A 22,460-nucleotide genomic window follows, 5' to 3' on the forward strand; every position below is an offset into this window, starting at 1 on the left:
TTACTGCAGGTCGTATCCGAACGCCTGCTTGAACCGTTCGTTGATCTCGGCGCGGCTGGGCGCGTAGTTCTGCGGACCCTGATGCTCGATCTTCAACGCGCCCATCAGGCTCGCGAGACGCCCGGTGGTGGCCCAGCCGAGTTTGTTCTCGATGCCGTACAGCAGGCCGCCGCGGAACGCGTCGCCGCACCCTGTCGGGTCGAGCACTTGTTGTGCCTTCACCGCCGGAATGTCTTCGATGCCGCCGGCGTGATGGATCTGCGCGCCGTTTTCGCCGAGCGTGATGATCAGTGCTTCGACCTTGCCGGCGATCTCTTCGATCGACCAGCCCGTCTTGTTGCTCACCAGCTTGGCTTCGTAATCATTGACCGCCACGTAAGTAGCAAGTTCAATCATGCGCCGCAGCGTGTCGCCGTCGAAGAGCGGCAGGCCTTGACCCGGATCGAAGATGAACGGCACGCCGGCCGCGGCCAGATGTTCGGAGTGCTGGATCATGCCTTGGTAGCCGTCCGGTGCGACGATGCCGAGCGTGATGCCCTTGGCTTCGTCGGCGCGATTCAGGTGCGCCTGCATCATCGCGCCCGGGTGGAATGCGGTGATCTGGTTGTTCTCGAGATCGGTGGTGATCATCGCCTGCGCGGAGTAGGTGTCCGGCACGACCAGCACGTTTTCCGTCGACAGCCCGAGCTGCGCGAAGCGGTCCATGTAGGTCTGCGCATCGACTGCGCCGAGCGCGCCCATGATGCGCGCGTTGCCGCCGAGCAGATGCAGCGAGTACGCGATGTTGCCCGCGCAGCCGCCGAACTCGCGGCGCATCGTCGGCACCAGGAAACTCACGTTCAGGATGTGGACCTGCTCCGGCAGGATGTGCTCCCGGAAGCGGCCTTCGAAGGTCATGATGTTGTCGTAGGCGAGCGAGCCGCAAATGAGCGTAGCCAAGGCGAGGATTCCTGTATAAATTCAGTGAAGAAACGGCGCGACGATGTGACAGCGCCGCGCATGAAGCGCGGCGCCGGGGTTCGTGCGCGAAGGTTTTACTTCAGCGCGGCGAGCGCTGCGTCGTAGTTCGGCTCGTTCTTGATTTCGCCGACCAGTTCAGCGTGCACGACCTTGTCGTTCTCGTCGAGCACCACCACGGCGCGCGCCGTCAGGCCCGTGAGCGGGCCGCTCGTCACGTCGACGCCGTAGGCTTGCGCGAACTCGTGACCGCGGAAGGTGGAGGCCGTGACGACGTTTTCGATGCCTTCGGTCGTGCAGAAGCGCGACGCTGCGAACGGCAGGTCGCCCGACACCACGATCACTGCCGTGTTGTTCAGCTTGGCAGCGGCTTCGTTGAACTTGCGGGTCGAGGTGGCGCAGGTCGGCGTGTCCAGGCTCGGCACGATGTTGAGCACTTTGCGTTTGCCGGCGAAATCGGCCAGCGACAGGCTCTTCAGATCTTTGCCCACCAGCGAGAATGCGGGGGCTTTCTGGCCTACCGACGGAAACGTGCCGGCTACTTCGATCGGGTTGCCGCCCAGCGTGACTTGGCTCATGGTTGTGTGCTCCAGAAAGTGGTCAGAAGTGACAATGAACGCGCCCGGTCGATGCCGGACGCGCGGGGTGCGTTACGGATAAAAAATCTGCACGCGGAAATTCGAGGCGACCGCGTTGCCCGTGTCGAGATGCACGATCATGGTCTGGGTAGTATGCGCGGGCAGACCGGCGGCGATCGGCGTACCGGGTGCGACGTAGTCCTGCGGCCATAGGACGCGGCGCACGGCGACGTTGTTCTGGTCGTCGAGCAGGGTGAGTTCGATGGCCGGATAGGCGAGCGCGACGTTGAAGCGGTTGCGCAGCGGCATCTTCAGTTCGAGCTTGTGCGGACCGTCGATCTGCCGGAGATCGGACGGCTCGACCTGCAAGCCGTCGATGTCGTGCGGCGGCGTGACCTGGCAGCCGAACTGCGCGCACGCCTTCAGATAGAGCGACTGCGAGCGCGGGAAATAGACCAGCACCGTTTCGCGTTGCCACCATGCAAGTTGCGCGAGCAGCGCGACGATCAGCAGCGCTGCGACCACCGACCCGAGCACGATCCAGCCGATGCGGCGAGGTTCCGCCGGTCGTGTTTCGCGCACCACGGGGAACGGATCGACGCCGTCGTTGACCGGCCGCACCGTGAATGGCTCGCCGCTCGACGCACCGGCGGGAGCGGGCGACGCTGCAGTTGCAGCGGCTGCCCCTGCAGCGGCCGCACCTACGCCGGCCGCGCCTAAGCCGGCCGCGCCGAAGCGCGGTTCGTTGTCGGGGATGCCGTGCAAGCCGGTCGGTTCGCCGAGGACCGGTTCATCGTCGGCGGGAAGGCCGGCGGAGAATCCGCCAGCCGGCTCGGACAGAGGCTCGGACGAGGGTTCGGACGCGCGCTCGGTCTTGTGCCAGACGCGCGGCGCGTCTTCCGCAGACGGTTCGTCGGCCTGCACGAAGGGCTCGCGCGCCGTGCCTGACGGCACGTCGGCCGGATAGGCAAACGGTTCGAGCGGAGCGTCCGCGAGAACGGGTTCGTCGTCGGAATAAATCGGGGAGGTGAAGGCGTGCGGCGGCAGTTCCGGCTCGGTGGCGTGACGCGGCGTGACCGCGACACCGGCGCCGGTCGAAACCGGCGAGAGCGGCACATTGCCGGCGTTATGCAACAGACGGTTGTCGATGGTGGCGTCGGGCGCGGGCGCCCACGGATCCCACGCCTCGGCGCTGAAGTCGAGACCCTTGGGACGCACGCCCGACACCGCCTCGATCGCGGCAGCTGCAGCGATCGGTTTGGCGCTGGCGAAGTCGCCGGCCTCGTTCAGTTCGAACAGGCTGCTCGACGCGTCGAAGACTTCATGGCAATGCCCGCAACGCACGAGTCCGCGGCGCAGCGCGAGCTGTGCCGGTTGCAGGCGGAAAACGGTTTCGCAGAAGGGGCAACGCGTTGCCAGGAGCATAGTGAGCCGATGAGCCGAAAGACCGCTGGTTGGACAGTACGCCCTATTCTAATGGCTTTCGCGGCGTGTTCCGGTGAGACATACCCAACCTTCGTGTTCACGCCATATGCCGATATCGATCCAGCGCGCGTAGACCTGCGCCACTTCGTCGGCCTGACGCGCCAGGATGCCCGACAGTGCAATGCGGCCGCCCGGCTTGACCTTCGACGAGAGCATCGACGCCATCAGCTTGAGCGGATTCGACAAGATGTTGGCCACCACGATATCGAACTCGCCGGTGGGGCATTCGTCGGGCAAACCGTAGGTGACTTCCGCGCGATTGCGCTCGCTGTTGTGGCGAGCCGATTCCACCGCTTGCGGATCGATGTCGATGCCGAACACGGGGTTCGCGCCGCACTTCTTCGCGAGGATCGCGAGGATGCCCGAGCCGCAGCCGTAGTCCAGCACGGATTGCTCCGGCTTGACCGATTGCTCCAGCCATTCCATGCACAGACGCGTGGTGGGATGACTGCCGGTACCGAAGGCGAGACCCGGATCGAGTTCCAGCACGAGGGCGTCGGGGTCCGGTGCATCGTGCCACGACGGCACGACCCAGATGCGCTGGCCGATCGGAATGGGATCGAACTGCGATTGTGTGAGCCGCACCCAATCCTGTTCTTCGACGTCGCGCACGGTGAAGGAGGGCGCCGCGTCGAGCCCGATTTCGTTGGCCGCCGCGGTGAGCAGCACGGCCGGCTCCTGCTCCGGCGCCAGCAGCGCGATCACGCGCGAACGTTGCCACGCCGAGCGGTCCGGCGTCAGACCGGGTTCGCCGAACAACGGCTGCTCGTCGGGCGTGTCGGCGTCCGCGTCTTCGACCGACACGGACAACGCGCCCAACTCGAGCAGCGCGTCGGAAAACTCTTCCGCGTGCTCGCGTGCCAGTTCGGCGATCAATTCCCGGTAACTCATGGCTTACGCTTCTTCCGGTGCGGCCTGCAGCTTCGCGGCCAGACGGTTTTCGAGGTAGTGAATGCTCGTGCCACCTTCGACGAACTTCGCATCCAGCATCAACTCGCGGTGCAGCGGGATGTTGGTCTGAATGCCTTCCACGACCATTTCCGACAGCGCGATGCGCATACGCTTGATGGCCTGTTCACGCGTCGCGCCGTAGGCGATCAGCTTGCCGATCATCGAATCATAGTTCGGCGGGACGAAATAGCCATTGTAGGCGTGCGAATCGACGCGGATGCCGGGGCCGCCCGGCATGTGCCACGACGTCAAACGTCCCGGCGACGGAATGAACTTGAACGGATCTTCAGCGTTGATCCGGCATTCGATCGCATGGCCCTTGAACTGGATGTCGCGCTGACGGAAGGCGAGCTTTTCGCCGGCCGCGATGCGGATCTGTTCCTGAACGATGTCGACGCCCGTAATCAATTCGGTGACCGGGTGTTCGACCTGCACGCGCGTGTTCATTTCGATGAAATAGAACTCGCCGTTTTCGTACAGGAATTCGAACGTACCTGCGCCGAGATAGCCCATCTTCTTGCAGGCGTCGGCGCAACGGTCGCCGATGCGATCGATCAGGCGGCGCGCGATGCCCGGCGCCGGCGCTTCCTCGATCACTTTCTGGTGACGGCGCTGCATCGAGCAATCGCGCTCGCCCAGCCAGACCGCGTTCTTGAACGAGTCGGCGAGCACCTGGATTTCAATGTGCCGCGGGTTCTCCAGGAATTTCTCCATGTAGACCTGCGGGTTGCCGAAGGCGCGGCCGGCTTCTTCGCGCGTCATGTTGACCGCGTTCACCAGCGCCGCTTCCGTGTGGACTACGCGCATGCCGCGGCCACCGCCGCCGCCGGCGGCCTTGATGATGACCGGATAGCCCACCTGACGGGCAATCTTCACGATCTCCTTCGGATCTTCCGGCAACGCGCCTTCAGAACCCGGCACGCAGGGCACGCCGGTTTTGATCATGGTCTGCTTGGCGGTTACCTTGTCGCCCATCATCCGGATCGTTTCCGGGCGCGGGCCGATGAAGGTGAAGCCGGATTGCTCGACGCGCTCGGCGAAGTCGGCGTTCTCCGACAGGAAGCCGTAGCCGGGGTGAATCGCTTCGGCGTCGGTGACTTCGGCCGCGCTGATCAGCGCCGGCATGTTCAGATAGCTCAGATTCGAAGGCGCCGGGCCGATACAGACGGCCTCGTCGGCGAGCTTCACGTACTTGGCTTCTTTATCGGCTTCGGAATAGACGACGACCGTCTTGACGCCGAGTTCGCGGCAGGCGCGCTGGATACGAAGCGCGATCTCGCCACGGTTGGCAATGAGGATTTTTTCAAACATAGCGGATTTTCGACTCATCAATGGGCGCCGGGTCGTTCACGACGCCGGCTACCTCAGAGGATCGGTCGCGCACCCCAGCGAAGCGGGCGCGCGGACGGCATGCGCAAAGCGTGCCGGTTAGCCGACCACGAACAGCGGTTGGCCGTATTCGACAGCCTGGCCGTTTTCGACGAGGATTTCCTTCACCACGCCGGACTTGTCCGACTCGATTTCGTTGAGCAGCTTCATCGCTTCGATGATGCAGATCGTCTGGCCTTCCTTGACCGTGTCGCCCACCTGGACGAACGGGTCCGCGCCCGGCGACGGCGCGCGGTAGAACGTGCCGACCATCGGCGACGTCACCACGTGGCCTTGCGGCGCGGCGGCGGCCGGCGTAGCCGGTGCGGCTGCTGCAGCGGCCGGGGCTTCGCCGCCTGCTGCCGGTGCCGGTTGCGCGTATTGCGGCGCGTACGAAGCGGACGGTTGCACGTAAACCGGCGGCGCATTCTTGACGATGCGGACCTTGCCTTCGCCCTCGGTCACTTCGAGTTCGGAAATACCCGACTCCGAGACGAGGTCGATCAGAGTTTTCAGTTTACGTAGATCCATCAGGAAGCCCCTTTCAATGCGTAAAGTGCCGGCGCGTGCAATCGCAGTACCCGGCTTAAATTGGACGTGTTTGGAATCAGCCGCGCGACGACCCGGCGGACAGCCGGTCGAGCGCGAATTCGAGCGCGTACAGATACCCCTTCCAGCCGAGGCCGCAAATTACGCCCTCCGCCTGGTCGGAGAAATACGAGTGATGCCGGAACGGTTCGCGGCGATGTACGTTCGAGAGATGAATCTCGACGAACGGGATGCCGACCCCCGCCAGTGCGTCCCGAATGGCCACGCTGGTATGCGTGTACGCGGCGGGATTGATCAGTATGAAATCGGTTTGTTCGGTTCGTGCGGATTGGATGCGATCGACCAGAGCGCCTTCGTGATTGCTCTGGAACGACGCGAATTCGACGCCTGCGTCCGCTGCGCGGTCCGCGAGCGCCTGATCGATCTGCGGCAAGGTCACGCGACCGTAGACCTCGGGTTCCCGGGTGCCGAGAAGGTTGAGGTTAGGTCCGTGCAGCACCAGCAGTCGCGTCATGGTCGCTTCTTTTTCCGTGGAATTGGGCGCACTTTAGCGCTGATTAGAGAAACTTGTCTAGTTTCCCGCGCGTACGGATCGATTTCGGCGCCTTGCTGATGAGCGCTCTGGCGCCCATCTTCTCTCAAATTCAGGCAATCTGCGCGTAAATTCGCGCCTGTCGCCACTATCTGGACGATAAAAGAATGTGAGATTCAGAGCGAGTCGAGCGTCTGTTTCAGCTCGTTCGGCACAATTTGGCCTAATTTTGTCGAGCGAACGTTGCCTTTAGCGTCGATTACGACAGTAAAGGGCAGTCCGCCGGCATTATTGCCGAACGCCCGCGCGAGATCGGCGCCGCCGAATCCCGTTACGTAGACGGGGTAGGCCACCTTAACTTTCTGCAGGAACGCCTGGACGTTCTTGTCGGAATCGACGCCAAGCCCGACGAACTGGATGCCTTTCTTCGCGTACTCGCGCTGCAACTGCGAAAGCGCGGGCATTTCTTCGACGCACGGTCCGCACCACGAGGCCCAGAAGTTAACCACGATCGGCTTGCCCTTGAGCACGCTCAGCGATTGCGGCTTGCCGTCCACCGTGGTGACAGGCGCGGCCCACAACTGATTGACCGCGTTCGCGGACGAACCGCCTTGCGCCGCCTGCGCCACTTCGATGGCTCCGCCGCCGTTCATCCAGTGATTGGCGAGCACGCCGCCGCCTGCCGCGGCTGCCGCAACCACTACGCCTGCCAGAATCCGTGTCGTATTCATCGTGGTGTGTCTAATTAGGTGAGGAAGTGACGTCGCTGCTGTCGAGCAATGTTTGCACGGCCTGCAGGTTGGCGCGCGCGGTGCGGCCACGCGCGTCGGCGCGCACCGCGCCGCGCAGGTCGTCCGTCTCGTACAGCGCGACGTGCACGCCGACCGGCTCCGCGTCCGGCCCTTCGTTCGTGGGACGCCACAGGAAGCTGAGCGTTTCGACGTAGCCGCGTCCCGCGAAATGCCGGGTTTCCGACACGTCGTACTGGATATTGGCGTTCAGAAAGTAGATCGCGACTTCCTTGGGGTTGTCGCAGAACGTCTGAAGATGAATGTCCGAGTGCTCGCCCGCCGTACCGCCGAGCACCGCGCCGGTCAGGTACGGATCGAACGGGGCGAGCCGCTGCATCCAGTCGATTGCGACGCGCCGCAGACGAAGCAGCAGCGCCGGCTGACTGTCGCCCTGAAAGAGCGCCTGGTATTCCCGGATTTCTTCTTCGATCTGATCGTTATCGGGCAGCCATTCGCCGGCAACACGGCTCTCCCCGACTACCTGTCGTGCCGCTTTGCGCTTGGCCGTCGCGTAGTCCAGACCGTCTTCGGCGATCATCCTGGCAGCGGCGATGGCGATTTCCTCGCGCACGCGCTGCGGATCGAAATGTGATTTGCGAACCATCTCTCAATCATACTAGAGATTGACGACGCGCCTTGACGGGCGGCGCTCGCCGGTCGTCCAGGCGGTCCCCGAACGAGGCCGGCGCTGCGGCCGTTTCGTAGGGCGATCGGAAGCCGTCGGTTACAATAGCCTCCTTTGCAGGCGGTCTTTTCGGCTGTTTCTGCGCACTCTCATCCCTCGCAAAAATTGCCCGCGCGGCACGACAGGCTTATGCACATCCACATCCTCGGTATCTGCGGCACGTTCATGGGCGGACTGGCGGTCCTCGCGCGCGGCGCGGGCCACACCGTGACGGGCTGCGACGCCGGCGTCTACCCGCCCATGAGCACGCAACTCGAGGCGCAAGGCATTCGTCTGATAGAAGGCTACGACGCGGAACAGCTCAATGGTCTGAACGCAGACCTGTTCGTGATCGGCAACGTGGTGTCGCGCGGTAATCCGCTCATGGAAGCGATCCTCGATCGCGGCCTGCCGTACGTGTCCGGCCCGCAGTGGCTCGGCGAACACGTACTGAACGGCAAGTGGGTGCTGGCCGTGGCCGGCACGCACGGCAAGACCACCACCAGTTCCATGCTCACCTGGCTGCTCGAAGACGCCGGTCTCAATCCGGGTTTTCTGATCGGCGGCGTGCCGCTGAATTTCGGTGTGTCCGCCCGGCTGACCGATTCCAGCTTCTTCGTGATCGAAGCCGACGAGTACGACACGGCTTTCTTCGACAAGCGTTCCAAGTTCGTTCATTACCGGCCTAAAACCGCCATCCTGAACAATCTTGAATTCGATCACGCGGACATCTTCCCGGATCTGGCCGCGATCGAAACGCAGTTTCACCACCTTATCCGCACGGTGCCGGGCATCGGCCGCGTCGTGACGAATGGTCGCGAAGACGCGCTGGAACGTGTGCTGACGCGCGGTTGCTGGAGCGAGGTCGAGCGTTTCGGCGTGCAGGGCGGCTGGGAAACCCTGCCCGCCGAAGAGGGCGTGCCGGTCGACGAGCGTTTCGCGGTTTATCACAACAGCCAGCGGGTCGGCGTGGTCGAGTGGCAGGTGCAGGGCGAACACAACCGCATGAACGCGCTGGCCGCGATCGCCGCCGCGCGCCATGTCGGCGTGCCGCCGGCGCAGGCCGCGCAATCGCTGGCGAGCTTTCGCAACGTGAAGCGCCGCATGGAAGTGCGCGGCAGTGTCGACGGCGTGACCGTCTACGACGACTTCGCGCACCATCCCACCGCCATCGACACCACCGTGGCCGGATTGCGCGCGCGCGTCGGCCGCGAGAACACGCGCATCCTCGCCGTGCTGGAGCCGCGCTCGAACACCATGAAGCTCGGCGTGATGAAGGCGCAGCTTCCCGGCAGCCTGGCCGACGCCGATCTGGTGTTCGGCTACGGCGCACCGTCGGGCCGCGACGCGCTCGGCTGGAACCTCGGTGAAGCGCTCGCGCCGCTCGGCGGCAAGGCGCAAGCTTTTGACAATCTCGACGCGCTCGTCAAAGCCGTAGTCCATGCCGCGCGTCCCGGCGACCAGATTCTGGTGATGAGCAACGGCGGCTTCGGCGGCGTGCATCAGAAACTGCTCGACGCACTTTCCGCGCGAGGCGCTTCGTGATTCTTTATCTGCACGGTTTCCGGTCGTCGCCGAATTCCTTCAAGGCACGCGTGCTGGCGGCGCGGCTCGTCGAACTCGGCCGTAGCGACGAATGGTGTTGTCCGATGCTGCCGGTTTCGCCGTTCGAAACCGTGGCGCTCGCCGAATCGCTGGTGGCCGAGGCGAAGCCGAAAACCGTGACCTTGATCGGCAGTTCGCTGGGCGGCTATTTCGCCACGTATCTGGCCGAAAAGCATGGCTGGCCGGCCGTGTTGCTGAACCCGGCGGTCGTGCCGCAGCGCGACCTGAGCGCCTATCTCGGCGAGCAGCCGTTGTGGCATGGCGGCGGCAGCATCGTCGTCGAGCCGCATCATCTGGATGAACTGCGCGCGCTCGGTGTCGCCTCGATCACGCGGCCCGAACGCTATTATCTGGTGGCCGCCACCGGCGACGAGGTGCTCGATTACCGCGAAATGCTTGCGCACTATCCCGGCGCACGCACTACGCTGATTGAAGGCAGCGACCACGCGATCAGCGAGTTTCCGCAGTACGTCGACGAAGTGCTGGCGTTTTGCGACGCCGAAGACGTCGAGCCGCCCGCGCCGCGCGAAGCGGCCTGAACACGTAGGACCCATCGGCGCGCAAACCGCCGATCACGAGATTCATGCCGCCGGCGCGCACGTATCGCGCCGCGGCGCCACTACCACGAACACGTTGCCAAGCCGCGCGGGCAGCGACCGTCAGTCGACCATCGACCCGGTCGGGCGCGCCGGCAGATGCAAGTCAGAACGAGAGTATTGAGTGAACGTTTTCTTCGAGGAATCGGGCAGTTTCAAGGCGGGCAGCGTGCTGTCGCGTCAAGGCGACGCATTTCAGGTCGAACTGCCGGGCGGCCGGCGCGCCAAGGTGCGCGCCAAAGATGTGTTGATCGAATTCGAGAAGCCCAGCGCGGCCGAACTCATGCAGCAGGCGGACGCCGCCGCGCAGGAAATCGATCTGGACTTCCTGTGGGAATGCGCGCCCGAAGACGAATTTCCGTTTGCCACCCTGGGCGCCGAGTATTTCGGCGAAGGCTTCGGCTCGATCCAGCGCGCGGCGCTGGTACTGCGCATGCACGGCGCGCCGGTGTATTTCCGCCGTAAGGGCCGCGGCATGTATCAGCGCGCGCCGCAGGAACAGCTGAAAATGGCGCTCGCCGGTCTGGAGCGCAAGCGCCAGCAGGCTTTGGTGCAAGCCGGCTACGAAGAAGAACTGAAGGCCGGCCGTCTGCCGGAAGGGTTCACCGGCAGCAAGGCGCTGGCTTTGCTCACGAAGCCCGACAAGAACACGATCGAGTACAAGGCGCTGGAAGGCGCGGCGGCGGCGCGCGGCATTTCGCAGGCGCGTCTGATGCTCGAATGCGGCGGTATTCCGTCGGCGCGCGCCTTGCACGAGGCGAAATTCCTGTCGGAGTTCTTCCCGCATGGCACGGGCTTTCCGCCGGTAACGGTCGGCACGTTGCCCGAAGATCTGCCGGAAGCCATGGTCGAAGCGTTCTCGATCGACGACGTGACCACCACTGAAATCGACGACGCGTTCTCCGTCGAGCATCTGGCCGACGGCCGCATCCGCATCGGCGTGCATATTGCAGCGCCGGCGCTCGGCATCCAGCGGGGCGACGAGGTCGACGCAATTGCGCGCGCGCGTCTGTCCACCGTCTATATGCCGGGCGACAAGATCACGATGCTGCCCGAAAGCGTGGTCGACGCCTTCACGCTGGCCGAAGGCGGCCTGCGGCCGGCGTTGTCGCTGTACTCGATCATCAATCGCGAAACTCAGGAGATCGTGGCGAGCGAAACGCGCGCCGAACGCGTCTTCATCAAGAACAATCTGCGTCATAACACGCTCGACGAGCTGGTCACGGAAGAAGCGCTCGCCGCGGGCACCGGCGACTATCCGCACAAGGCGGACATCGCCGTGTTGTGGCCGTTCGCGCAGGCGCTATTCGAAAAGCGGCAAACCGCGCGCGCCGGTTACGGTCTGCGTCGCGAGGTGCAGCGCAATACCGACTTCAATTTCTACGTCGAAGACGAGCACATCACGATTACGCCGCGCCGTCGCGGTTCGCCGCTCGACACGATCGTCGCCGAGCTGGCGATTCTCGCCAACTCGTCGTGGGGCGCGTTCCTGCACGATCATGGCGTGCCGGGCATCTATCGCACGCAGCGCGCGTTCGGCGCGCCCACCGGACCGAAGCGCACGCGCATGCAGACCAACGCCGCGCCGCACGAAGGGCTCGGCGTCACGCAATACGCGTGGAGCACGTCGCCGCTGCGCCGTTATGTCGACCTCGTGAACCAGTGGCAGTTGATTGCGTGCGTGCAGCATGGCGTGACCGCGAAACTCGCCGCGCCGTTCAAGCCGAAGGACGCCGATCTGTTCGCCGTCGTGCAGGGTTTCGACGATACCTATACGGCGTACGCCGATCACCAGCGCCGGATGGAGTACTTCTGGTGCCTGCGCTGGCTGAAGCAGGAAAACCGCAAGCAGGTGGTGGCCTCGGTGGTGAAGGGCGACCTGGTGCGCCTCGAGGAAATTCCGCTGTTGCTGCACGTGCCGGGCCTCGGCGTGCATGCGCGCGGCACGCGTCTGCAGATGGAAGTCATGTCGATCGACGAGTTGACGGTGGAAGCTTCCGTGCGTCTGTTGCACGTGCTCGACGCGCCGACCGTGACGAGCGGCAGCGAAGCTGAAGAAGCGGACGAGGGTGACGAGAGCGAAGAAGAAATCATCGACGCAGCCGACGAAAGCGCGGAAGGCGAAGCCGAAGCGCAGGCCGAAGCCGATCTCGACGGCGGCGCGGTGGCGCCGGGCGACGTGGCCAGCGACGAAAACGTCGCGAGCGGCAACGACGCCGACGCCGAGCAGCAGCGCGTCGCGGAGCCGGGGCGATGAGCGCGAGCGACGTGCGCGATCGCTATGCGGTGATCGGCAATCCGATCGTCCATAGCAAATCGCCGTTCATCCACGGCCGCTTTGCCGCGCAGACCGGCGAGCCGATCGAATACGCTCATCTGCTCGCGCCGGTCGACGCATTCGTGCCGCACGTCCGCGCTTTCATCGAAGCGGGTGGTCGCGGCCTCAACGTGACGGTGCCGTTCAAGCTCGACGCTCACGCCTTCGCCGACACGCTTTCGCCGCGTGCGGCTGCGGCGGGTGCGGTGAACACGCTGCGTTTCGACGCTAACGGCGTCTACGGCGACAACACCGATGGCTTCGGCCTCGTGCGCGATATCGAAGTGAACCTCGGCGTGCCGCTGAAGGGCGCGCGCATTCTGTTGCTGGGCGCGGGTGGTGCGGCGCGCGGCGTGGTGTTGCCCATGCTCGACCGTTTGCCGCACACGTTGACCATCGTCAATCGCACGGCTGAAAAAGCGCAGGCATTGGTCGAACAGTTCGCTCAAGCCGCGCGCGATTCGGGGTGTCGGCTGACGGGCGGCGCGGCGCGCGTCATCGAAGCGGGCGCGTACGATGTGATCGTCAATGCAACGGCGGGCAGTCTCGACGCCTCGCTGCCCGAATGCGACGACCGCGCGTTCGGCACCGGCACTTTGGCGTACGACATGATGTATGGCGCGCATCCCACGGTGTTCATGGAGCACGCGAGCAAGCTGGGTGCGCGTGGCGCGGATGGCCTCGGCATGCTGGTCGAGCAGGCCGCGGAATCGTTCTACGTGTGGCGCGGCGTGCGGCCCGACGGCGCGCCCGTGCTGGCCGAATTGCGTGCCTTGCTGAAGGCGCCGTCGCACGCCTGAGGCGGCGGTCCAGTAACCCGTTTTCTCCGACTCACCCATTCGACGACTGAGACCACGATGACAGCAACGCGGCGCGCGATCCGGCCTGGTCCGATGCGATGGGTGTTCTATCTGGGCGCCGTGGTGGCGATCGCGTGGCTTACGACGCAGGCTTTTTACTTCGCGCAGATCGCGGTGTGGAACTCCGTCAATCCGCAATCCACCGCGTTCATGCGTTCGGACGCCTGGCGTTTATCGCAGGATCGCCCCGACCTTTCCATCCAGCACACGTGGGTGCCGTACGATCAGATTTCGCACAATCTGAAGCGGGCGATTATCGCGTCCGAAGACGCGAACTTCGTGAACAACAACGGCTACGAAACCGACGCCATCTTGCAGGCGTGGGAGCGCAACAAGGCCAAAGGCAAGATCGTGCGGGGCGGCTCGACGATCACCCAGCAACTCGCGCGCAATCTGTTTTTATCGCGCGAGAAGAGTTATATCCGCAAGGGGCAGGAGCTCATCATTACGTGGATGCTCGAAACCTTGATGGACAAGCAGCGGATATTCGAGATTTATCTGAATTCCGTGGAGTGGGGGAATGGTGTTTATGGCGCCGATGCGGCGGCTCATTATTATTACAAGACGTCCGCAGCCAAGTTGACTGCTGCGCAGTCGGCGAGATTGGCGGTGATGTTGCCGCAGCCGAAGTATTTCGATGAACATCGAGGGTCGGGGTATCTCGCCCAGAGGTCGAGGGTCATTGCGCGGCGGATGGGGGCGGCGGAATTGCCGGAATGATTGTTTGGTTTTTCGTTTTTTTGTTTTTACTGTTTTAGTTTTTGTTGGCCTTCGCGCGGCGGCGTTTCTTTTGTTATGCCTGCGGCGAGGGTGTCTCTGTTCTTATTGGTTTATTAGTGTTGCCCCTGTGCGGGGCGGCACCTACTTTTCTTTGCCGCGGCAAAGAAAAGTAGGCAAAAGAAAGCCGCTCACACCGCTAACCCTAAGCGGGCACCTCTCATAACGACACGGAGTGGCAGCCGATAGGGCCGACCGTGGATCGTCGTTTCTAGTGGTACAGCAGTCATCCGTTCCGGCGACGCTGCGCGCGCCGGAGCGGTACTTCATTCAAACCTTCACTTCGGTTTTTCGGTGTGCCAGCCGTCGGCTTCGCCTCGGCGAAAAGCTCAATGGAAACCTTCGGTTTCCGTCGCATGCCGCTCGGCGCGCGAAGCGCCGCCGGAACTGATGACGGCCTTGTCACTCACGCGGAGTGCGCGACACGTCGGACGCTCCGGGGCCACCGCCGCCGAGAAGCGCCACCGATAACGAATAGCATTAGCGGTTTGAGCGGCTTTCTTTGCTTAGCTTTCTTTGCCGCGGCAAAGAAAGTAAGTGCCGCCCCGCACAGGGGCAACGCTAATAAACCAATAAGAACAGAGACACCACCGCCGCAGGCAAACAAACCGCTAAAAAACAGAAACCCCACCGCTGCGGGCAAACCTCCAAGGCCCCCGCCAAGGCCCCATGGCAAGGCCAAAATCCCATTATATGAATCCAACACTCACATATTGGAGATTTCCAAAAAACCGCCCTACAATCCTCACCAACACGCGCCAAGCGCAAAAAACAGCGCCCACGCAGCGACGCTAAAAAAACCGGAGACAAGCCAGATCATGCCGATCGCTCACAGGCAGTACCTGCACGCCAGCCACGCAGCGAGCCGTCGAGGCCTCTCCTCCGGCCCCGCGCTGTAAGCGCAAAACCCATCCATCAGCGAATCGCCATGAACAAAGCGATGCCCACTCACGCCGCCAGCGCGTCCGAAGCCGATCTGGCGCATGCCGACCAGACTGCCGGCGCAGCGCCGCAGTCGCGTTCCGCGGGCAATGTCGCCGGCGTCGCGAAGGCGTCGCGCCCGGCCGCCCAGCAAACACCCGTCGTCAGCGAAATTGCGTTGCCCAGCACGTTGCTCGACATCACGCCGCAGCAAGCCGGTACGCAAACGCTATTGCGCGGCCTGGCGATTCTCGAGGCGGCCGCCGCCGGCGTGCGCGATCTGCGCACTTTCGGCGCCGCGCTCGGCACGACGCGCAGCACGACGCACCGGCTGGTCAGCAGCCTCGTGCAGGCGCGCTATCTTCGTCAGGTGCAGGGCGGTTATCTGCTCGGCCCGAAGCTGATCGAACTCGGCACGATCGCGCTCGAACAGATGCCGCTGACGGCCGTCGCGCGTCAACACCTCGAATCGCTCGCGGAACAGACGCTCGACACGATTCACCTCGGCGTACGCGACGGCGACGACGTCCTCTACATCGACAAGATTCCTGGCACGCGCGGCCTCGAGATGCGTTCGCGCGTCGGTCACCGCATGCCGCTGGCGTCGACGGGCATCGGCAAGGCCATGATGCTCGACCTCACGCCGGACGTCTGGCAGTCGATGTTCGAAGCCTCGCGGCGCGCGCTCGCCGGCGTGACGTTCAAGCCGGACAACCGCCCGGATGCGCAGACGTTCATGCAGCGCATGACCAGTTACGCCGCCGGCGGCTACACCTTCGACCTCGAAGAAAACGAAGCGTCGATCCGCTGCGTCGCGGCGCCGGTGCGCGACGCCTCCGGCGCGGTGGTGGCGGCGCTATCGGTGGCAAGCACGATTCCCTACATGTCGCTCGAACGCATGGACGAACTGATCCCGGTGGTGCAGCGCGAAGCACGCGCGATTTCGGAAGAACTCGGTTGGCGCGCACCGCAACCGGCAACCCGCAGGATCAAGCGATGACGCAAGCGGGTTCTCTCACGCCGACAGCCACCCAGTCCGTCGACGGCGCGGCAGGGTCGACGCTGCAGCAGGCTGCGCTAGTCGCGCTCGATTGGGGCACGACGTCGCTGCGCGCCTATCTGTTCGACGCTGCCGGCAACGTGCTGGCCACGCAGGCATCGACGGCCGGCATCATGAATCTGCCGAAGAGCGCCGATCAAGGCGGCTTCGACGCGGCATTCGACGCCGCTTGCGGCGCCTGGCTCGCCGACGCGCCCGGCGTGCCGGTCATCGCGGCGGGCATGGTGGGCAGCGCGCAGGGCTGGCTCGAAGCGCCGTACGTGGATGCGCCGGCGAATGCGGATTCGCTGGCAGCCGGGATCGTCCGCGTGACGGCGGCGAGCGGCGCGACGGTGCATATCGTGCCGGGCGTCCTGCAACGCGGCGAATTGCCCAACGTGATGCGTGGCGAAGAAACGCAGATTTTCGGCGCGCTGAGCCACGACGGCAGCGCGACGAACGCGCCGGACGGCAACAAACGCGCGCTGATCGGCTTGCCCGGCACGCACGCGAAATGGGTGATGGTGGAGGCAGGACGCATCGAGCGCTTTCACACTTTCATGACCGGCGAAGTTTTCGCGGCGCTGCGCGAGCACACCATTCTCGGCCGCACGATGGTCACGCCGGATCGGCCGGATACGGACGCGTTTGTGCATGGCGTGAGCATCGCGAAACAGAAAGGGCAGGCGGGCATGCTCGCGACCATCTTCAGTTCGCGCACGCTCGGCCTGACGGGCCAGTTGTCGCGCGAGCAGCAGCCCGACTATCTGTCGGGCCTGCTGATCGGCCACGAACTGGCCGGGCTCGACGCCGTACTGACGCAGCAACACGACTCGCTCGCCGCACGAAGTCTGCGGCTGATCGGCAACGAAGCGCTGTGCGAACGCTACCGCATCGCGCTGGCGCAGTTCGGCTGCACGCGGGCCGAACTCGTCAAGCACGCCACCGAACGTGGACTGTGGCGCGTCGCCACGCAGGCAGGGCTCGTCAATCCGACGCCCCGCACGGCGCACGCCGGATAAACGGATAACGGCCGGCCGCCGTCCATGACCGCACACGAATAAGGAACAGACATGCAACCTCACATCAATCTGCCCGCCCCGTACATGCCGCACGCGGGTCTGATCGCGGCATTCGAGGTCTGTCCGCTGATCGCGATCCTGCGCGGCGTGACGCCCGTCGATGCGGCCGAGCATGGTCAGGCGCTGTACGAAGCGGGCTTCCGGATCATCGAAGTGCCGCTCAATTCGCCGCAACCGTTCGACAGCATCGCGGCAATCCGCAAGGCCTTGCCGGCCGACGCCATCGTCGGTGCGGGCACGGTGCTGCATCCGAGTTTCGTCAACGACGTGAAATCGGCGGGCGGCGAACTGATCGTCATGCCGCACAGCGACCCGGATGTGGTCACCGCTGCGAAAGCGCAAGGCCTCGCGTGCGCGCCCGGTGTGGCGACGCCGAACGAAGCCTTCATCGCGCTGAAGAACGGCGCCGACGTGCTGAAGATGTTTCCCGCCGAGCAGCTTGGCTGTCACGTCGTGAAGGCGTGGCGCGCGGTGATCGCGGCGCAGGTGCCGCTGGTGCCGGTCGGCGGCATCACGCCGGACAACATGGGCCCGTTCCTGAGCGCCGGCGCCAATGGCTTCGGTCTCGGTTCGGCGCTGTACAAGCCGGGTCAAAGCGTCGCGAGCACGGCTTCGCATGCGAAGGCTTACATCAACGGCTTGCGCATCGCCCGGGCAGGCGCAAAGAAATGAAGCGACTCGCCGACAAAGTCGCGTTGATCACCGGCGCCGGTCGCGGCATCGGCGCGGCGATCGCGCTGGCGTTCGCGCGTGAAGGCGCGGCGGTCGTGCTGGCCGAACTCGACCTCGACACCGCGCAGCAAACCGCGGCGCAAATCGAGGCAAGCACGGCGGCGCGCGTGCTGGCCGTGCAAACCGACGTGACGCAGGCGGCGTCGGTGCAACACGCGGTCGGCGAGGCCGAGCGCGCGTTCGGTCCAGTAGACGTGTTGGTGAATAACGCCGGCATCAACGTGTTCTGCGATCCGCTGACGATGAGCGACGACGACTGGCGTCGTTGTTTCGCGGTCGATCTCGACGGCGTCTGGAACGGATGCCGCGCGGTTCTGCCGGGCATGGTCGAACGCCGCGCGGGCAGCATCGTGAACATCGCTTCGACGCACTCGTTCAAGATCATTCCGGGCTGCTTTCCGTATCCGGTCGCCAAGCATGGCGTGATTGGTCTGACGCGCGCGCTCGGTATCGAGTACGCACCGCGCAACGTGCGGGTCAACGCGATCGCGCCGGGCTACATCGAGACGCAACTGACACACGACTGGTGGAACGAACAAGCCGATCCGGCGGCCGCCCGCCAGGCGACCGTCGACCTTCAGCCGATGGGCCGTATCGGCCGTCCGGATGAGGTCGCGATGACCGCGGTTTTCCTCGCGTCGGATGAAGCGCCGTTCATCAACGCGAGCTGCATCACGGTGGATGGCGGCCGCTCGGCGCTGTATCACGACTGAGATCGGGCAACGGTTTTTGCAGTAAGCAGGATGCGCCGTGGTGCGCAGGTTTCACCGGACGACGCGCTGGCCGCGTGTGTCACAACCGGTACAAGAAGACGCGGCCGATACCTTCTCGTTATCAATTAGTCAGGAGACACGCATCATGAAACGTAGAATTTTCCTCACGCTGGCAGCAGCGGCGACGGGTGTGCTCTTCAATGCACCGGTTGCTCAAGCCGCCGATCCGGTCAAGATCGGCTTCCTCGTGAAGCAGCCGGAAGAACCGTGGTTCCAGGACGAATGGAAGTTCGCCGAAATCGCCGCCAAGGAGAAGGGCTTCACGCTGGTGAAGATCGGCGCGCCGTCGGGTGAGAAGGTGATGAGCGCAATCGACAATCTGTCGGCTCAGAAGGCACAAGGCTTCGTGATCTGCACGCCGGACGTCAAGCTCGGACCGGGCATCGTCGCGAAGGCGAAAGCCGACGGCCTGAAGATGATGACGGTCGACGATCGTCTGGTGGACGGCGCAGGCAAGCCGATCGCGTCGGTGCCGCATATGGGCATCTCGGCGTACAACATCGGCAAGCAGGTCGGCGACGGCCTGGCTGCGGAAATCAAGAAGCGCGGCTGGGACATGAAGGACGTCGGCGCGATCGACGTGACCTACGAGCAACTGCCGACCGCGCATGACCGCACCAGCGGCGCAACCGACGCGCTGATCGCCGCGGGCTTCCCGAAGGCGAACATCATTGCCGCGCCGCAAGCGAAGACCGACACGGAAAACGCGTTCAACGCCGCCAACATCGCGCTGACCAAGAACCCGAACTTCAAGCACTGGGTGGCTTACGCGCTCAACGATGAAGGCGTGCTCGGCGCAGTGCGCGCAGCGGAAGGCCGCGGCTTCAAGGCGGACAACATGATCGGTATCGGTATCGGCGGTTCGGATTCGGCACTGAACGAGTTCAAGAAGCCGACGCCGACGGGCTTCTACGGCACGGTCATCATCAGCCCGAAGCGTCACGGCGAAGAAACCTCGACGCTGATGTACGACTGGATCACGCAAGGCAAGGCACCGCCCCCGCTGACCCTGACGACCGGCATGCTGGCAACGCGTGACAACGTGGCCGACGTGCGCCAGAAGATGGGCCTCGCCGCAAACTGAGCGGCTCCATCCGGCAACGGTGACATGAAGTGAACTGCCGGCGCGTCGTTCTTCGATCGACGCGCCGGCAGCAGCAAGAAATCAGCATTAGAGACAAGCCATGCTTTGCGTTGCCGCCTGTGCGGCGCACCGAAGCGCGGTTCATCGTTAAGGAGGCGAAGTGTCAGCGACGCTACGTTTTGACAATATCGGTAAAGTCTTTCCAGGCGTGCGCGCGCTCGACGGTGTGTCCTTCGACGTCAACGTCGGCCAGGTGCACGGCCTGATGGGCGAAAACGGCGCGGGGAAATCGACCCTGCTCAAGATTCTCGGTGGTGAATATCAGCCCGATTCGGGCCGCGTGATGATCGACGGTAACGAAGTGCGCTTCACGAGCGCAGCATCGTCGATCGCAGCGGGAATCGCGGTGATTCACCAGGAACTGCAATACGTGCCCGACCTGACGGTCGCGGAAAACCTGCTGCTCGGACAGTTGCCGAATTCGCTCGGCTGGGTCAATAAACGCGAAGCGAAGCGCTTCGTGCGCGAGCGGCTCGAAGCGATGGGCGTGGCGCTCGACCCCAATGCGAAGTTGCGCAAGCTCTCCATCGCGCAACGGCAGATGGTCGAAATCTGCAAGGCGCTGCTGCGCAATGCACGTGTGATCGCGCTGGACGAGCCGACCAGTTCGCTGTCGCATCGCGAAACCGAAGTGCTGTTCAAGCTGGTGCGCGATCTGCGCGCGGACAACCGCGCCATGATCTACATCTCGCACCGCATGGACGAGATTTACGAACTGTGCGACGCCTGCACGATTTTCCGCGACGGCCGCAAGATCGCCTCGCATCCGACGCTCGAAGGCGTGTCGCGCGACACCATCGTCAGCGAAATGGTGGGCCGCGAAATTTCGGACATCTACAACTATTCCGAGCGCCCGCTCGGCGAAGTGCGCTTCGCGGCCAAAGCCATCGAAGGTCACGCGCTGGCGCAACCGGCGAGCTTCGAAGTGCGCCGCGGCGAGATCGTCGGCTTCTTCGGTCTGGTGGGCGCGGGCCGCAGCGAACTGATGCACCTCGTGTACGGCGCCGACAGCAAGAAGGCCGGTGAACTGCTGCTCGACGGCAAGCCGATCAAGGTGCGCAGCGCAGGCGAAGCGATTCGCCACGGCATCGTGCTGTGTCCGGAAGACCGCAAGGAAGAGGGCATCGTCGCGATGGCGACGGTGTCGGAGAACATCAACATCAGCTGCCGCCGTCACTATCTGCGCGCGGGCATGTTCCTCGACCGCAAGAAGGAAGCCGAAACGGCCGACCGTTTCATCAAGCTTCTGAAGATCAAGACGCCGAGCCGCCGCCAGAAAATCCGCTTCCTGTCGGGCGGCAACCAGCAGAAGGCGATTCTGTCGCGCTGGCTGGCCGAGCCGGATCTGAAGGTGGTGATTCTCGACGAACCGACGCGCGGTATCGACGTCGGCGCGAAGCACGAGATCTACAACGTGATTTATCAGCTCGCTGAACGCGGCTGCGCAATCGTGATGATTTCGTCGGAACTGCCGGAAGTGCTCGGCGTGTCCGATCGTATCGTCGTGATGCGTCAGGGCCGGATTTCCGGCGAACTGGCGCGCAAGGATGCAACGGAACAATCGGTGCTGAGCCTCGCCTTGCCGCAGAGCTCGACCGCATTGCCCGAAACCGGTAGCGCCGCCACCCAGCAAGCGGCCTGACATCATTTGGACGAAAGTCCGGCAACCCGTGGGGAACGGGAGGAGTATTGAACATGCAAGCCAGAGAAAACCTCGCGCAGCAGGCCGCCAAAGGCGCGGCCGAAGCGCTGATTCCGCAGACGAACGACAAGGCGAAGTGGTGGCAGCAGATCACCGAGTACAGCCTGATCGTGATCTTCGTCGTGATGTTCGTCACGATGTCGCTGACCGTCGATCACTTCTTTTCGATCGAGAACATGCTCGGCCTCGCGCTGTCGATCTCGCAGATCGGCATGGTGGCCTGCACGATGATGTTCTGTCTGGCCTCGCGCGACTTCGACCTCTCGGTGGGTTCGACGGTCGCCTTCGCCGGCGTGTTGTGCGCGATGGTGCTCAACGCCACGGGCAATACGTTCATCGCGATCATCGCCGCGGTGTTCGCGGGCGCCGTGATCGGTTTCGTCAACGGCGCGGTGATCGCTTATCTGCGCATCAACGCGCTGATCACCACGCTCGCCACGATGGAAATCGTGCGCGGTCTCGGCTTCATCGTGTCGCACGGCCAGGCCGTGGGCGTGTCGTCGGATACGTTCATCGCGCTGGGCGGCCTGAGCTTCTTCGGCGTGTCGCTGCCGATCTGGGTCACGCTGCTGTGCTTCATCGTGTTCGGCGTCATGCTGAATCAGACGGTGTACGGCCGTAACACGCTGGCGATCGGCGGCAATCCGGAAGCCTCGCGTCTGGCCGGTATCAACGTCGAGCGCACGCGCGTCTACATCTTCCTGATTCAAGGCGCCGTGACTGCGCTGGCCGGCGTGATTCTGGCCTCGCGTATCACCTCGGGGCAGCCGAATGCAGCCGAAGGTTTCGAGCTGAACGTGATCTCGGCGTGCGTGCTGGGCGGCGTGTCGCTGCTCGGCGGCCGCGCCACGATCTCCGGCGTCGTGATCGGCGTGCTGATCATGGGCACAGTCGAGAACGTCATGAACCTGATGAACATCGACGCGTTCTACCAGTACCTCGTGCGTGGCGCGATCCTGCTCGCCGCCGTGCTGCTCGATCAGTTGAAGAACCGCGGTTCGCGCGACTAAGCGCGCCAGGCGCCACTCTAAATCTGC

At 64.0% G+C, this 22,460-nt stretch carries 21 protein-coding genes; 12 read left to right on the forward strand and 9 right to left on the reverse strand.

What is annotated here, in order from left to right; translation table 11 throughout:
- The 9 genes from P3T18_RS27140 to P3T18_RS27180 form a co-directional block, all read right to left on the reverse strand.
- Complete coding sequence (locus P3T18_RS27140) at positions 1–939, reverse strand: carbohydrate kinase family protein (RefSeq protein ID WP_429303050.1); 939 nt, start codon at positions 937–939, stop codon at positions 1–3.
- 95 nt (positions 940–1,034) lie between these two features.
- The gene (gene tpx / locus P3T18_RS27145) at positions 1,035–1,535 is read right to left on the reverse strand and encodes a thiol peroxidase (RefSeq protein ID WP_429303051.1); all 501 of its coding nucleotides are present in this window, start codon (positions 1,533–1,535) and stop codon (positions 1,035–1,037) included.
- Positions 1,536–1,607: 72 nt separating this feature from the next.
- Positions 1,608–2,960 carry a zinc-ribbon and DUF3426 domain-containing protein gene (locus P3T18_RS27150; protein ID WP_429303052.1) on the reverse strand — a complete coding sequence of 451 codons (1,353 nt, stop codon included), beginning with the start codon at positions 2,958–2,960 and terminating at the stop codon, positions 1,608–1,610.
- 48 nt (positions 2,961–3,008) lie between these two features.
- Entirely contained in the window at positions 3,009–3,911 is a 903-nt protein-coding gene (gene prmA / locus P3T18_RS27155; RefSeq protein ID WP_429303053.1) for a 50S ribosomal protein L11 methyltransferase, read from the reverse strand.
- Positions 3,912–3,914: 3 nt separating this feature from the next.
- On the reverse strand, positions 3,915–5,282 hold the full coding sequence (gene accC, locus P3T18_RS27160; RefSeq protein WP_429303054.1) for an acetyl-CoA carboxylase biotin carboxylase subunit: 1,368 nt from the start codon (positions 5,280–5,282) through the stop codon (positions 3,915–3,917).
- Between the two features lie 117 nt (positions 5,283–5,399).
- On the reverse strand, positions 5,400–5,870 hold the full coding sequence (accB, locus tag P3T18_RS27165) for an acetyl-CoA carboxylase biotin carboxyl carrier protein (RefSeq protein ID WP_429303055.1): 471 nt from the start codon (positions 5,868–5,870) through the stop codon (positions 5,400–5,402).
- Positions 5,871–5,946: 76 nt separating this feature from the next.
- On the reverse strand, positions 5,947–6,402 hold the full coding sequence (gene aroQ, locus P3T18_RS27170) for a type II 3-dehydroquinate dehydratase (RefSeq protein WP_429303056.1): 456 nt from the start codon (positions 6,400–6,402) through the stop codon (positions 5,947–5,949).
- A gap of 194 nt (positions 6,403–6,596) precedes the next feature.
- Positions 6,597–7,151, reverse strand: a complete 555-nt coding sequence (locus tag P3T18_RS27175; protein WP_429303057.1) for a TlpA family protein disulfide reductase — start codon at positions 7,149–7,151, stop codon at positions 6,597–6,599.
- Positions 7,152–7,161: 10 nt separating this feature from the next.
- On the reverse strand, positions 7,162–7,815 hold the full coding sequence (locus P3T18_RS27180; protein WP_429303058.1) for a UDP-N-acetylmuramate--alanine ligase: 654 nt from the start codon (positions 7,813–7,815) through the stop codon (positions 7,162–7,164).
- A gap of 210 nt (positions 7,816–8,025) precedes the next feature.
- Between P3T18_RS27180 and mpl the strand changes: the two genes are divergently transcribed.
- The 12 genes from mpl to araH all read left to right on the forward strand — a co-directional run bounded on the left by mpl (position 8,026) and on the right by araH (position 22,433).
- Positions 8,026–9,420 (forward strand): UDP-N-acetylmuramate:L-alanyl-gamma-D-glutamyl-meso-diaminopimelate ligase, encoded by a 1,395-nt coding sequence (gene mpl / locus P3T18_RS27185; RefSeq protein ID WP_429303059.1) that lies wholly within the window; start codon positions 8,026–8,028, stop codon positions 9,418–9,420.
- Positions 9,417–10,019 (forward strand): YqiA/YcfP family alpha/beta fold hydrolase, encoded by a 603-nt coding sequence (locus P3T18_RS27190; RefSeq protein WP_429303060.1) that lies wholly within the window; start codon positions 9,417–9,419, stop codon positions 10,017–10,019. The genes mpl and P3T18_RS27190 overlap by 4 nt, the downstream gene beginning before the upstream one ends.
- A gap of 181 nt (positions 10,020–10,200) precedes the next feature.
- On the forward strand, positions 10,201–12,333 hold the full coding sequence (locus tag P3T18_RS27195; RefSeq protein WP_429303061.1) for a ribonuclease catalytic domain-containing protein: 2,133 nt from the start codon (positions 10,201–10,203) through the stop codon (positions 12,331–12,333).
- Entirely contained in the window at positions 12,330–13,193 is an 864-nt protein-coding gene (gene aroE, locus P3T18_RS27200; RefSeq protein ID WP_429303062.1) for a shikimate dehydrogenase, read from the forward strand. The genes P3T18_RS27195 and aroE overlap by 4 nt, the downstream gene beginning before the upstream one ends.
- A gap of 57 nt (positions 13,194–13,250) precedes the next feature.
- The gene (gene mtgA / locus P3T18_RS27205) at positions 13,251–13,973 is read left to right on the forward strand and encodes a monofunctional biosynthetic peptidoglycan transglycosylase (RefSeq protein ID WP_429303063.1); all 723 of its coding nucleotides are present in this window, start codon (positions 13,251–13,253) and stop codon (positions 13,971–13,973) included.
- 985 nt (positions 13,974–14,958) lie between these two features.
- Positions 14,959–15,951: an IclR family transcriptional regulator gene (locus P3T18_RS27210; RefSeq protein ID WP_429303064.1), complete on the forward strand. Its 993-nt coding sequence runs from the start codon at positions 14,959–14,961 to the stop codon at positions 15,949–15,951.
- The gene (locus P3T18_RS27215) at positions 15,948–17,012 is read left to right on the forward strand and encodes a 2-dehydro-3-deoxygalactonokinase (RefSeq protein ID WP_429303065.1); all 1,065 of its coding nucleotides are present in this window, start codon (positions 15,948–15,950) and stop codon (positions 17,010–17,012) included. The genes P3T18_RS27210 and P3T18_RS27215 overlap by 4 nt, the downstream gene beginning before the upstream one ends.
- Before the next feature lie 51 nt (positions 17,013–17,063).
- Complete coding sequence (locus P3T18_RS27220) at positions 17,064–17,744, forward strand: 2-dehydro-3-deoxy-6-phosphogalactonate aldolase (RefSeq protein WP_429303066.1); 681 nt, start codon at positions 17,064–17,066, stop codon at positions 17,742–17,744.
- Entirely contained in the window at positions 17,741–18,517 is a 777-nt protein-coding gene (locus P3T18_RS27225; protein WP_429303067.1) for an SDR family oxidoreductase, read from the forward strand. Before P3T18_RS27220 ends, P3T18_RS27225 begins: the two co-directional genes overlap by 4 nt.
- 145 nt (positions 18,518–18,662) lie before the next feature.
- Positions 18,663–19,661 carry an arabinose ABC transporter substrate-binding protein gene (locus P3T18_RS27230; protein ID WP_429303068.1) on the forward strand — a complete coding sequence of 333 codons (999 nt, stop codon included), beginning with the start codon at positions 18,663–18,665 and terminating at the stop codon, positions 19,659–19,661.
- Positions 19,662–19,821: 160 nt separating this feature from the next.
- Positions 19,822–21,363, forward strand: coding sequence for an L-arabinose ABC transporter ATP-binding protein AraG (araG, locus tag P3T18_RS27235; RefSeq protein WP_429303069.1), 1,542 nt, complete (start codon positions 19,822–19,824; stop codon positions 21,361–21,363).
- 53 nt (positions 21,364–21,416) lie between these two features.
- A complete protein-coding gene (gene araH, locus P3T18_RS27240; protein WP_429303070.1) occupies positions 21,417–22,433 on the forward strand; it encodes an L-arabinose ABC transporter permease AraH in 1,017 nt (338 codons plus the stop codon).
- Positions 22,434–22,460: the final 27 nt, after the last annotated feature.

The organism is Paraburkholderia sp. GAS199, from assembly GCF_050436585.1.
Lineage (GTDB): Bacteria > Pseudomonadota > Gammaproteobacteria > Burkholderiales > Burkholderiaceae > Paraburkholderia.